Source organism: Thalassoglobus polymorphus (genome assembly GCF_007744255.1).
GTDB classification, from domain to species: Bacteria; Planctomycetota; Planctomycetia; order Planctomycetales; family Planctomycetaceae; genus Thalassoglobus; species Thalassoglobus polymorphus.
The window spans coordinates 5,764,278-5,777,555 of sequence record NZ_CP036267.1 but is presented as its reverse complement, the minus strand read 5'-3'; the positions used below and the strand labels follow the sequence as shown (position 1 = coordinate 5,777,555).

9 protein-coding genes are annotated in these 13,278 nt (G+C 51.0%); 2 read left to right on the top strand and 7 right to left on the bottom strand.

What is annotated here, in order from left to right:
- Nucleotides 1–193: 193 nt before the first annotated feature.
- The 4 genes from Mal48_RS20905 to Mal48_RS20890 all read right to left on the bottom strand — a co-directional run bounded on the left by Mal48_RS20905 (nucleotide 194) and on the right by Mal48_RS20890 (nucleotide 5,748).
- Nucleotides 194–2,032: an ATP-binding cassette domain-containing protein gene (locus Mal48_RS20905; RefSeq protein ID WP_145204385.1), complete on the bottom strand. Its 1,839-nt coding sequence runs from the start codon at nucleotides 2,030–2,032 to the stop codon at nucleotides 194–196.
- Between the two features lie 141 nt (nucleotides 2,033–2,173).
- A complete protein-coding gene (locus tag Mal48_RS20900; RefSeq protein ID WP_145204381.1) occupies nucleotides 2,174–3,583 on the bottom strand; it encodes a hypothetical protein in 1,410 nt (469 codons plus the stop codon).
- A 215-nt stretch (nucleotides 3,584–3,798) separates the two neighbouring features.
- Nucleotides 3,799–4,851, bottom strand: a complete 1,053-nt coding sequence (locus Mal48_RS20895) for a substrate-binding domain-containing protein (protein ID WP_145204379.1) — start codon at nucleotides 4,849–4,851, stop codon at nucleotides 3,799–3,801.
- Between the two features lie 192 nt (nucleotides 4,852–5,043).
- Nucleotides 5,044–5,748 (bottom strand): 3-keto-disaccharide hydrolase, encoded by a 705-nt coding sequence (locus Mal48_RS20890; RefSeq protein ID WP_391601813.1) that lies wholly within the window; start codon nucleotides 5,746–5,748, stop codon nucleotides 5,044–5,046.
- Between the two features lie 363 nt (nucleotides 5,749–6,111).
- On the opposite strand from Mal48_RS20890, the gene Mal48_RS20885 reads away from it, so the two are divergent.
- Complete coding sequence (locus tag Mal48_RS20885; RefSeq protein ID WP_145204373.1) at nucleotides 6,112–6,759, top strand: bifunctional 4-hydroxy-2-oxoglutarate aldolase/2-dehydro-3-deoxy-phosphogluconate aldolase; 648 nt, start codon at nucleotides 6,112–6,114, stop codon at nucleotides 6,757–6,759.
- A gap of 174 nt (nucleotides 6,760–6,933) precedes the next feature.
- On the opposite strand, the gene Mal48_RS20880 is transcribed toward Mal48_RS20885, so the two are convergent.
- From Mal48_RS20880 to Mal48_RS20870, 3 genes are all read right to left on the bottom strand, one after another.
- A complete protein-coding gene (locus tag Mal48_RS20880) occupies nucleotides 6,934–7,488 on the bottom strand; it encodes an O-acetyl-ADP-ribose deacetylase (protein ID WP_145204370.1) in 555 nt (184 codons plus the stop codon).
- Nucleotides 7,489–7,507: 19 nt separating this feature from the next.
- Nucleotides 7,508–10,345, bottom strand: a complete 2,838-nt coding sequence (locus Mal48_RS20875) for a glycoside hydrolase family 38 N-terminal domain-containing protein (RefSeq protein WP_145204366.1) — start codon at nucleotides 10,343–10,345, stop codon at nucleotides 7,508–7,510.
- A 255-nt stretch (nucleotides 10,346–10,600) separates the two neighbouring features.
- The gene (locus tag Mal48_RS20870) at nucleotides 10,601–11,698 is read right to left on the bottom strand and encodes an acyl-CoA synthetase family protein (RefSeq protein WP_145204363.1); all 1,098 of its coding nucleotides are present in this window, start codon (nucleotides 11,696–11,698) and stop codon (nucleotides 10,601–10,603) included.
- A 216-nt stretch (nucleotides 11,699–11,914) separates the two neighbouring features.
- On the opposite strand from Mal48_RS20870, the gene Mal48_RS20865 reads away from it, so the two are divergent.
- Entirely contained in the window at nucleotides 11,915–12,967 is a 1,053-nt protein-coding gene (locus Mal48_RS20865) for a type II secretion system F family protein (RefSeq protein ID WP_145204360.1), read from the top strand.
- Nucleotides 12,968–13,278 lie beyond the last annotated feature (311 nt).

The following is a 13,278-nucleotide window of genomic DNA, read 5'->3' as shown; positions in this document are numbered from 1 at the left end:
GCAATTGCCAAATCAACGTGAGAACAAAAAACGGATACGGTTCAACATGCACGGATCAAAAACTCTAGAGAGAAATCCTCTGATGGCCTTCACGTTCTGTCTCGTGAAAATGAACTTTTCACCATATGAAATGGATCTTCACGGAGATCGAATACACAAAAGTCTCTCACTTTCATTCCTGCTTCTTCAATTCCTACTTCATCTGTAATTCCACAACTCTTCTATTTCCGGTATCGGCAACAGTAATCTTTCCGGACTGGCTTACGGCAATTCCCCAAGGTGTCCAGAATTGTCCTTCCCCACGTCCTTCTTGTCCATAACGGCCGATCACTTCACCCTCAATGGAAATTTGCGATATTCTCCCGGCTCCGTATTCCGGTACGAACAGCGAACCATCTGGTCCGATGGCGATATCGTACGGATAATACAACCCGGTCGAATTTGCATCGGCAACCACACGGAGAAATTTTCCGTTCGGTGAAAATGCCTGAATTCGATTGTTAATGGCATCGGCGACATAGATCACACCGTCGTGCCAGACCAATCCACTCGGACGTTGAAACTCGCCTTCTTCTGTCCCAACGGCTCCAAACATTAAAACGAATTCACCCTCCGCTGTGAATTTCTGGACTCGGTCGTTTCCGCCATACTCAGCGACATACAAAAAACCGTCAGCGTCTTGAGTCACAGCTGAAGAGTAGATGAATTGTCCTTCAGCATGTCCGCTCTCTCCAAACATTCGCACGACATTACACTGATTATCGAAGATCACCACTCGATGGTAGTGGGTATCCGCAATTGCAATGTGTCCATTCTGCATCACGCAGACACCTTCGGGACGTCCAATATCATAGTCTGGCATCCACCATTTGATTACAAGTTTTCCTGCAGAATCGTAGCGAAGCACACGACCAACATTGTCCAGAATCAACAAGTCTTCTTCCGGTGAGAAGGTCATTCCGCGAGCTGCTGGCAGCATCGCTCCTTCAGCCGGGAGAAGAAACTGGTCCGGTTTGCCCACACGCAATCTCGGTTCATCACCAGACGATTCGCGACACCCATTCAACATCAGAAGACTGATGAAAAGAATGCAGCTCGTCACCACCCGAAAAGCAACCTTGGTTCCTTTCGGGAGAGGCTTAGTGAGAGGGCGATGATAGAACGTTTCGGTTTTCTGCTGTCCATTGAGAGAGACTTCCGTCTCCTGATGTGAGCCAACGAACCAGGATTCTTCGATTGTGAAATTCGCCGTTTCAGATTCTTCAAGGGCGACCTGCTCCGGTCGGAGGCAACGAGGCTTCGCATCTGGGTCGCTGATCCCGGCGATTGAGTTGGCGTTCTCGATCCAGTTCGCAGGTCCCATCATCAGTGCCAGCGATTTGCTGGGTGGTGAGCTGTACAGCGATTGCGGGTCTCCTTGCCAGATGACTTTTCCCTGATCTAGGCAGAGGACCTGACCGGCTTCGCGCATGACAACTTGGGGAGAGTGGCTCGAAAAGATCAGCGAGGCATTTTTTGTAACAAGGTGTTTTCGTAAGGCTTGCCAATATCGATCAACGCGTCCCGGATCGACATGTGCAAACGGTTCGTCCATCACTACGATTTTCGATTGTGATGCTAAAGCTCGTGCAACTGCGACACGTGCCCGTTCTCCCATCGAGAGCGTTTCTGGCTTTTGATCGCGAACAGTTTCCAGGTCGAACTCCTGCAGCAATTCATCGACGTGAGTATCATTCTCACTCGCCACAACCTGAAGATGCTGCTGCACTGTGAGATGCGGCCACAAGCCGAAGTCGGGCGGGACCCAGCTGAGGGGGAGACCTTGTGTCTCTTCAAGGTGCAGTTGTGAGAGCGTTCCGTGCTGCGGCTTCTCGAAGCCAACAAGCAGATTCAACAGCGACGTTTTCCCCGCGCCTGACTTCCCGAGTATGGCTGTCACTCCAGTCGGAATGGACAAAGACTCAATCTGCAGACGCGGTCGAGCAACCGGTCCGAAGTGAATCTTTTGCAAATTCCAGAGTTCAGAGTTCATGCCATCTGATTCGTCGAAGAGGTCAGGTTCTTGAGAACCATTCTTTGAAAGTGAGTAGTGAGTGGAAAAAACGGGTAGAGGAAAATGAGAACTGCATATCTTTCTGCCTCTCCTCGACCAATGACCCGCTTCCTGGTTCAATTAAAGACGAGACCAAACTTTGCGCAACAGGAGAACTCCGAGAACGATCAGGAACGGAAACATGAACGCTAAAGCGAGCTTTGCTCCCAACGCTGCGATGCGACCGTAGTGGAGATTATTGTACAACACCAAACCGACCGGAGCCAATCCAGGCATCGCCAGAATCGACGGAAGCATCACTTCGAAGTACGCCCAGAACCCGACAATTGCCACCGTGATGAACCGAATTCTTCCTCGTGTTTGCCACGCAAGCTCAATCGCCTGATCACGTTGGCGCACAATAGGTGAGGTTTTCAGCATCTCGACAAGATGTTCAGAAGCTGGGAAATTCATGCGACTCAAGCAGTGTAATAGGATTAAGGTACGCGGCAGAATTGCGAGGATTTCCCCCAGTATGAGGGGGACTGGTGTGTCATACGCAATCTGAAATAGTTCTGTTTGAAAAATCCCCGCAAGCATCAAACCTAATGCCAAATTCCCCATCGATCCCGGGATTAACAGGCAAAACAGCAACCAGCGACGGGCGAATGATCCATTTTGAATCAGGAAAAAACGGCATGCCATCGCCAGCCCTAATGTTCCCACCGTCGTCGTTCCGGCAATGAGAAGTGCGTCACTCAGTTCCCGAAAAGTCGAAGGCTGAAGAAACAGGCTTCCGAAACCGATGAAGATCCCTCGAATCAGTTGTGAGCCTGGAACAATCACCACAATGGCAATGGCAAGCGAAATCCACGTCGTGCAAAGCCAGTCACACCCCAGCTGAGGGACGGTCGATCGCTCAATTTTGTTGGAATTCCGATCTCCTGCTTTTCCCAACCAGAGCACGATCGGAACCAAGAACGGAATCTGTATCAGTATCGGCCAGAGGGTTAGAGAGATCGTCTCTTGAAGTGCCAGTCCCCCCACGTGCTTCGTGAACATCCATTCGGTCCACCCCGACGCTTGCATCAAGGCAGCCAGGTCTGCCTCCTGAAACGAGAGCACAAACAGCAAACCGAACGCTGCTAACGAGTACTGAAATCGGGAGGTCAGAAAGAGCTTCCAGCGCTCAGTCGATGCCAGCTTCATGAGTCCGCCGGAATAGAGAGCTGTGGCAGATGTGGCTGGACTGGTGGAAAACTCAAGTATGATGACTGCTACCGGGACCGCCTGCATCATCACAATCAGGCCATACAGAATTTCCTTCGCCCAGGGGAAATGAATCAATGACATTGCCGTGTCGCGGTAGCAGTAACCGGTCATCAAAGAGGGAGCAAAAAACGGCAACAGCAACCCGCCCCATGCTCTCTTTTTCTTAGCTCCGCTCAAACCGCGAAGCCAAGTCTGAAGCCCATTGGCGATGACCGTCCCGATGATCGCGAGGATCAAACTTCGACCGGCCGACCAAATGAGTGCTTCCGTCCAATTCACCGTTTATGATTTCTTTCAATCTCTTGGCTTGATCAGTCGTTTCCGGAACATTTTGCGATATTTGTTGAGTCGGTGGAGAGTCCCTTCATGGCTTCATAGGCTGCTCGCTACAAGGCAGAGCCCGAGCACAACTTCGAAAACTGTTATCGAGCATCTTCAGGAATGGTGTTCGCAGACTCTCTCGTGGTATCCTGTTTTTCTCCGGATGAATGAAATCATTCAGGGAGACGAGAATCGGGATTCTGTTCTAAGAGTTCGGACTCCAGCCACTTCAAGCATTCGTTTCGCGATTGATAAAATTGCGTCATGTCGACCGATTCTTTCGCCCACTCTGCGAGCGGTATGACATCGTCTGGTAAGTCGCCACTCTCGATGGGGCCTAATGGAATTTGCCGAGCTGCGGACTTCGCCAAAGCCAACTCAATCTTTTCCGAAAGCAGGTAGTCCATAAGGCGGGCGGCATCGTCTTCCTTTTTTGTTCCACGAATGATCGCAACACTGTTCGGCAGACAGATTGTTTTTCCATTCGCTCGGATTGGCAACATTGAGACATCAGCTCCATCGTCTAATCCGACAAAGAAGTCGTCGGTATCTGTCCAGCCAATATCACAAACTCCTTCCGCGACGACATTCTTGACCGTCGCATTCCCCGGAACGATTTTGCATCCACGTTGTTGCAAATTTTCGAACCATGCTTTCATTCCCTTTTCGCCGAGATCTTGCCAGAGAATGCTGAAGTGCGAAAGCGTGGTACCGTAGATCGGCATGGCAATCGCCATGCGCGACAAGTCGCCGGTTTCAAACTGTTCCACAATGGCTTTCTCGTCACCGGTCCCGGTTTCGTTGTTGTAAATCCACACACGCATCCGACCAGCGAACCCTGTCCACAAGCCTTCCGGGTCCTTGAATTGACTTGGGATTCGTTCGTATCCCGGACCTTTGTATGGTTGAAGAATTCCTTGCTCAGCGAGATCGATCGTCCCGAGCACCTGATTGTTCCAGAAGAGATCACACTTCGGGTTGTTCTTCTCACGAATCAAGCGTTGCACCAGACCCAATGATTTCGTTGCTTCTGTATCGCCGACAATAATCACCTTGATGCCGGTTTCCTTTTCGAAATCATGAAGGATTTCTTCGGCAAACATTAAATCGTGCGCACAGTAGACAATCAGTGCATCGTCAGTTCTTCGGACGACGCTGATCCACGCCGCGATGAGAACAGCGACCAGTGAAACTCCAAGAGCGATTTTCTTGACTGAGTTCGACATGAAACATCCTCGACGTTGAAGGATCGCAGGGGAATGTCGTGTATGGAAAACCAAACGCTCCCCGCACAAGCTGACTGATGCGGGAAGCGTTCGTCTACGAAAATGTTTAGAACTGATCCTGAAACTTGAAATTGCTCTCTCAAAGACTGAGAAGCGGTCATTCCACAAGTTTCCGGACTGCCATACTCTTTGTTACTTGAGCTCTTTCAATGTGATGTCCTTGAACTCGACCCACATCGGTTTCCCTGCATGAAGTTGCAGAGCAAGGATTCCTTCAGACAGTGCAAGTTCAGGGTGATTGTCGGTGAAGTCGAGGATCAGTTTGTCGTTCATGTAGTGTTGAATGTGATTTCCCTTGGCGACAATTCGAACGTCATTCCATTCATTCAGTTTGAAGAGCTTCTCGAATCCCTCAGCGTCAATCAGTTCTCCGAGGACTTTCTTCCCATCTTCGTTCCACTCTGCTTTTTCTCCAGCCAGGCAAATTCGCCGACGTTTGCCACCTTCGTCATAAATGAATCCCGAAACGTTGGGGAATTTGTTTTCGTTTCGGATCTCATGTTGATAGCCACGCACGACCCACTGGTTGCGAGGTTTTCCTTCTGTGATATGGCGTGAGCGATATTGAATTCCAGAGTTATTACTTTCTGTGCAGCGGAACGTCAGACGTAGCTCAAAGTCATCGAGCTTTCCACCTTGCCAAATCAGAAATGTATTTCCATTCGCTTTGACGTCGGCAGTTGTTTCTCCGTGAATTGCACCATCTTTCACTGACCACAGTCTCGGATCACCATCCCAGCCAGAAAGATCTTTGCCGTTAAACAGAGTTTTTGTGTCTGCTGCAAAAAGGTTGACAGACAGAAGTGCTGCGAACAGGCACGTAGAAAATCGAGTCATCATTATCTCCAGATGAAGTTCTAGGTTGAAGTCTTTGATTATGGTCAAAGCTGCGAAACAATTCCAATCGTTGTGTCACTTTCTACGTGTCGGTCCTTTTCAGATTGAAAAGTCCAGATGCATCGGAGTCCATTTCTCTTTGTGTTGTCCGTTGGAGCAATTTGTCGATATCATCTGATTTAAGTCAGCATCTCTGGTGAAAATTCCATCGATTCGCCCGGTCTTTGCTGGGCAGGAAAGAGACAGAACATTTAGAATCGATCGGATCACTTCTGCGCAGAAAGGCTTCCTCGCTGTTTGAGAGGCCAAATCCGGGTTTTCGGATCAATTCTTAGACACCTATTCAACTTGGCAAACATAACGATGAGTAAAGAAACGGATTTGAAACGTGTTCTCGACCTGGGGTTGGTTGCGATCATTCGCGCCTCGAACGGAGATCGACTTCTGGAGGTCGCTGAGGCGTTGTATGCGGGAGGAATTGATGTGATCGAAGTGACGTTCACCGTTCCTGGTGTCGTCGACATCATCAAGCAATTGCGAGACAACATCGGCGATCGGGTTCTCCTCGGAGCAGGCACCGTTCTCGATCCAGAAACTGCACGAGCCGCGATCCTCGCTGGAGCGGAGTACATTGTCACTCCCACGGTGAATGTCGAAGTCATCAAGCTTTGTCAACGGTACAGTAAAGTGGTGATGGCCGGGGCGTTTACTCCAACCGAAATTCTCACAGCCTGGGAAGCTGGAGCAGACATCGTCAAAGTCTTCCCCGCAGATGTTGGCGGGCCGTCGTACCTCAAAGCAGTTCACGGTCCGTTGCCGCAAATTCGATTGCTTCCAACAGGAGGTGTCAATCTCGACACATTACCGAGTTTCGTCAAAGCAGGTGCGTGTGCTGTCGGCCTGGGAAGCGCACTTGTCGAAAAAGAGGCTCTCGAAAAAGGGGACATGAAGCGAGTCGAAGAACTCGCCAAAGCATACGTTGAGAAAATGAAAGAAGCTCGCGGATTGTAGAGCAGTTTGCTCTACCGTGTCCCCGTGAAGAACGAGGTCCCCGTGAAGAACGAGTTTCATCTCTCAAATTGCTGTTCGCCACGAGGCAGAACCTGTACGCCAATTCGAAAGATGCTCCAGTAGAATACGAAGCCAATTTTCGCCGGACACTTGCACGTGTCCGGCGAGCGGCCTTCACCATTTCTGTACGATCTTCGCGACGTTTTCCAAGGCGTGTGAGAAGGCCCCGTATGCACCGCTGTCAAACAGAACAAAACGTACAAGCTTCGGGGCTTCATGTTCTCTCAAAAACTCAGCGACACTCATTAGTGCATGCGCTGCTGCAAGATCCATCGGATAGCCGTAAACACCGGCGCTGATCGCAGGAAATGCCACCGATTCACACTGGTGGTCAACTGCCAGTTGCAAGCTGTTGTGGTACGCACTTTTCAGCAGCTCCGGTTCTCTCCGGATTCCGCCTTGCCAGACCGGGCCAACAGTATGAATCACAAACTTGCAGGGAAGATTTCCAGCTGAGCTGATCACGGCATTTCCGGTTTCGCATCCATCCGGGTAGCGAGCGTCGGTCTCTTCCATAATCGACGGACCACCCGCCCGATGAATCGCTCCATCAACACCTCCGCCTCCCGCCAGTGAAGAGTTGGCAGCATTGACGATGGCATCGATCTTTTGATTCGTCAGGTCACCCTGAACAAGTTGAAGTGTGCAATTTTGAATTTGCGTTTTCATCTTGTTTCGCTCTTGATGTTCACGAATCAAATGTCAGTTCGACGTCGCAAATTTCATAGGGAGCGATTTCAACCATCACCTGATCGTCCTGGACGTGTAAGCTGTGAATGGTTTCACCTTGGAAATTAACTTGCCGGGCCGCTTGCGGGGTGCGGAAGCATTTTAGCGGAAATGTTTTTGTGCGACCTTCGGTTTCGAGAAGTCGAACAATGAAACCTGTTTTCTCTGCATTTTTGTAAGTGGGCAAAATCCGTGTCAGCAACACATTCGCAGCCCCTGCAAAGAACAGCCAGCCTTGCTGCCCCCCTTCAGGGGGCGCCGTGTCAGTTGGAATGACCAGTGGTTCTGAGAACGCATCGAGGTGTGCCTGCATCGGATATTTGACATCAACCGCGATGCTGAACTGGAACTTCCGCTTCGTCTCGCCTTCAGTGATCAGCAGCGTATCAATCATGCGGTCACCCGTTTTTCGATGAAACGGGTATCCCGGCGTGAGGATAGTGGTGCGAAAATCATCGTCCGCGATCTCCAGATATTGCGGCGCTTCAATTCGTTGCTTGCCGACAGCATGGGCAGCTTGCTGCATGGAGCCGGTCAGCGATGCCGTGGTATGTTTCCAGGCAAATCGGCAACCGATGTAGTTTGTCCACGGGTCTCCGCTGGGAGTCTTTTTCAGGTCGAGTTCGATCTCAACATCGACATTCGGACGTCCTCGGACAACGCGTGTGACCTGCCGATACGTCGCGACAACTTCATCATTTTGACCGTCGACCAAGTCGCCAATCGTTTCAATTTCGCCAACAACCGGTCCCGCACTGAGGACGCGGGATTCCCGCATTTGCATGAATGAATAGTAGGTCTTGAACGACTCACGTTCTTCACCATCTTCGACGACGACTGTTCGCTCTTGCGGAAATCGAAAAGCGATTTGCTGACTCACACGATTCGGGCTACGTGTGTATGTCGAGACACGGGCGATCCCTCCGGTGACATCGCTCAATGCGACTTGAAACAGTTCATTCCGCAACGTCAACTCTTCTGCCATCGCTGTTTTGCCGACAGGCGACTGCGTTTGATCACCATTCGCAGAGACCCAAAGGAATCCGCAAGGAGGCAAGTCGACAAGTGCATAGCTTCCGGAGGGATTGACCTGTCGTTGAAGAATTCCCTGATCGGTCCCCGGTTGGCCTTCTTTCCATTTGATCAGAGACTTACGAGCAAACGATTGAGGGTTGACCAGCAACATTCCTTTTCCGGTTTGCCCTTTGCTGGCGAACATTCGAGAAAGATTTTTCTCGACAGCTTGCTCGGTTTCTGCAAGTTCCTTATCGAATGTTGTGAGAGTTTCGCTGCTCGCCTCCGAATGAGCAGCTTCGAGCAAGCTCTCCAGTTTGTTTTCCTCAGGTAGCGAGCCGACTCCTTTGCTCAATAGGCTGACAAGTTGTTTCGCCCAGTCAACTGATTCAAAGCGTCTCCGTCGGCCCCAATATTCAGTCCAGCGGCTGATCGGATTCTTTTCTTCTTTCGCAACCGATTGAATCAAGTCGAGCGTAAAGTACGCGCTCGTGTTAAAGTCGGACATCCGTCCCTGAGAGTCGGACGTCTCGAAGAACTCGGAGAAGGTGACGAATTTTCCAAGAACCGGAGCGTAGGCTGAGGCACGTCGCAGATCCTCCAGCCAGGGAGTTTTCATCTTCGGCCAGCGTGCGAACACAACGGCTGCGGTATGGTCGTAGTCCATCGACTCAGCCATCCGAACCGGGAACCTCAGGAAACTCCCTGCACTGTCCGCAGCGAGTGGGATGCGGCTGAAGGCATCAATCGCAGTCCCGTCGGAGCCTTCCCACCGCATGAGAGTTTGTTCATCGTCCGGATAGATTCCGTCGTCCATGACGAAATGAAGCCCGGCTGTGTAGCCGAGTCGATCCAGGATTTGTGGCAGGTGACTTCCCAGACCGAAGCGTTTGCGTGCCCAAGTTGTTGGCTTGGCATCAAAGAGCCTTTCAAGTGTGGCCCGTCCTTTACGCAACTGCCATAACGTTGAATCGAGTGCCATCAACGGAGTCGGCAGCTCTGTCTGTTCTCCGCCGATCAGTTCCAAAGTTCCCGCTTTGATTGAGTCACCAATCGTTTGAGACCAAGCGGCATCTTTCTCGGCGATGGTTTCCCAGTCGGCAGCTGTGGCCAGCAGGTTCGTCGGCGCGGAACTTTCAACCAGCGTTTTTAATTCATCACTGGCGAAGTCTGGATTTACCAGACACAAGTCAATCAGATAGCAAGCAACCGGATAAAATCGCTCCCGGCATTCGAGCAACATCTCGAAGCAGTGGCTCAAGTGTTTGCGTGTCGCTTCAAGATCATGATTGATGGCAGCTTGTGCAGCAGCGATCGCTTCTCGCTGCATGTGCGATTCATCCAGATGGCTGAAGTTCCGCATGTGACGAGTCAGTAGTTCAACTTGCAGGTACACAGTCCCGAGCGCCAGAAAGTCGGCGACAAGTTCTGAATCGACCGCTTGCTCCAATTCGAGTGGTTCCAATGCCTGATGAAGCATTTTCTCTCGGTCGTGTTCCCCGCTGATGACCACGCAGCCTTCACGACGTGCACGTTCAACCCAAGTTGCGGGAACCCACTCGTCACAAGGAGTCGGAACGACGACCAGCCGGTTGTCCTGCACACTCAACGACTCATCGGAACGCTCCCATTTCGGAAACGCACCAGTTGATGCAAGAAGCGAAGGATGCCAGAGAATCGAAAAAGCATTCAACAAACTGGCAGCGGCCTCTTCTCCAAGTTCCGTTGGGAAATCTTCCAGGCTATGGCAAGGAACCAGGACGATCAAATCGTTGTATTTCATGTGAATGCAAAAACTGTTTAAGAACACTTTCGTGTTTCTTGTGTCCGTGAAGAACGCGTCGCGTGGAATGAATCACTCATGCCCACGAGACAGCTCGCGTACATTTTATACAAAACCACTTAGAACCAGCCCGGAAAATTCTGGGCTGGCCACTTCCCTCAGCGTTTGAGGGAACAATTTCAAGTTTCAGGATCAGTTCTAGTAATAATGCTGTTCGCCACGTGGCAGATCCTGCAAACCACTTCGAAAGATGCTCTAGTAAACGCCGACGGTCGTTTTCTTGGCGAAGACGTGGAACGGTCGGACTCCGCTGATTCCGTCCCAGGCGAATTTTTCGCAAGGAAGCTCACGCTCCCCTTCGTCACGTTCCATGAATCCCGGAATGAAGAGTTCTTCCGTCAGCGTCGTCAGTTTTACGCGACCGGTTTCTCCGTAGCCGACGACTTTGTTGTAGTCATCGAAGTCAACAACTTCGATGGCAGCTCGCGGCTGCGGAGCGTAATAGGTGATCTTGAATTCGTCTGCCGGATCGAATGGCTTTCCGCAGGCGAGGCCCATAAGAGTGTTCCCGTAAGTCGGGGTGATGAACACATCCGGGCCAAGAAGTTCTTCTTTGCAGAATCGATACCATTGCGGTGTGAACTCTGTCCCCCCTGCGAAGATCCCTTTAATACCGACTTCTGCCATGCTTGTTCCCTCGTCGAGCAATCGCATAGCGAGCGCTTCGAGAAGTTTCGGGGTCGCAAACATGCACTTGATATCATGGTTGGCGGTCAGCACGGTGTACGCCTGATCGATAACGTGATCAGCGTAAGCCTTTGCCGATTCGACATCCCCCTTCTTGAGCAACTTCACCACCCAGCGAGGATCAAGATCGACGCAGAAACAAATTCCGCCCCGGTACTGACACAAATGCTCGACCGCCAATCGCAAGCGGCGCGGCCCCGATGGACCGAGCATCAGCCAGTTTGAGCCACGTGGAAAGTCTTCATCGGAAAGTGTATCCGAAAACTGCTCGTAATCGATGAAGTGATCTCTCACGACGCAGCGAGACTTCGGAATTCCGGTCGTTCCGCCAGTTTCAAAAGTATACTTGTATTCGTTGTGCCATTTCTTCGGCAGGAAGCGTTCGACAGGTCCGCCGCGGAACCAGTCGTCTTCGAAGAGTGGAAACTTCTTCAAGTCGTCGAAGCATTTCACATCGGTCAGCGGGTTGAAGTCGTACTCCTTCGCCTTCTCCAACCAGAATGGGGCACCCAGTTCCGGGTCGAAGTGAAGTTGGACGATGCGGACTGCTTCTTCGTCGAGCCGCTTGCGGGCTGCATCAGCTTGTTGTTCAAGTTGGTCGCTCAAAGGAACGCCCTTTCTTACACTATATTAAGAGATGAGGAATTTCCGCCGGATTGCCGAACTCGTAGAATGACATCCAACAGATCGCTGAATTTTTCGTAAACTTCAAGATCGTAGCCGCAATCATAGGTAAGTACGACTCCTTTGCAAATTCGCAAGGGCAATTGGATCAGACATTCCTGATCAGAAAATTTGCCAAATCTCAATTGAGGAAATCCCGTGCCTTTGCTCTCACCCCGGGCGACACAAAAAGAACTGGCATTTCTTTGCCAGTCGCTGGGAACCTCTCTGCATGCCGGAATTGACCTTGTTCGATCACTGGAAATGGCTGCCAAGAGGAGTTCAGGAAAAATGAAGTCGGTCCTGAACGACATGGAAGATCAAATTAAATCAGGCGGAGACTTGACTGCTTCGATTGAGTCCCACGGGGCCTTTTTCCCGGATCTTTTTGCAGATGTTGCCCAAATTGGAGAATACACCGGAGCGCTGCCGGAAGCTCTGAAGGCACTTTCAATGCATTACGAGAACAACCTTCGTCTGCGGAAAGACTTCATTGCTCAAATCACTATGCCGTTGGTGCAGTTGACGGTCGCAGTCTTCGTGATCGCAGGCATGATCTTTCTGCTCGGGATTATCGGCAATGCAACGGGAACTCCTGTGGATGTTCTTGGTTGGGGACTGATGGGCGCATCGGGAGCTCTGACCTGGCTTGGCTTTTGGGCAATGGGGATTATTTCCCTGTTTGTCGCCTACAAGCTGATCTTTCAATCACTGACCGCTCAGCGAGTGGTCTATCGAGTGCTGATGGCGGTCCCCGTTGTCGGCAGGTGCTTGCAGGATTTCGCGATTGCCCGTTTCTCCTGGGCGTTCCATTTGACCCAAAACGCTGGTATGCCGATTGACGATTGTCTCGACTCCAGCTTGCGAGCCACTTCAAACGGTGCCTTCATCGCAAGTGCCGACGGAATGATTCGTGACATCAACAACGGAGAAACTCTCACCGAAACCTTCGAGCTTAGCGGACTCTTTCCGATGGAGTTTATCCAAACGGTTCACGTCGCGGAGACATCCGGAACCGTCCCCGAAGCACTGCACCGCCTCAGCCCACAGTTTGAAGAAAACGCCCGCCGCAGCTTAAAAGCATTCGCAAACGCCGCCAGTTGGGCCTGCTGGGCCGGCGTTGCAGCCTTCATTATTTACATCGTCTTCAGCATCGTCTTCTGGTACCTCGGCATCCTCAACGGCGCACTGGAAATGGTCAACGAAATTTAAAGAACATCATCAGCGAACAAGGGCACAAGCAGATTACCCCCAGTGAGTTGGCTTCTCAATTTTCGGGGGGGGCAGATTGCTGATGCGAATCTTTTTTGAATACCTGACCCTGCTCCAGCAATCTGTCCCCAGCCACCGGTCGCGCTATGAGAAAACCGCGATCAATTATGGAGGCATACCAATGGCGTTCATCAGACAATACCTGAGCTACGATGTCAAAATCGAGTTTTGAGACAGAGCCTGGTTCAAACATACGTCGATCTTTTTTCGTGCCCTGCTTGCCTCTGATCAACACAGGCGAGTATGTTTAT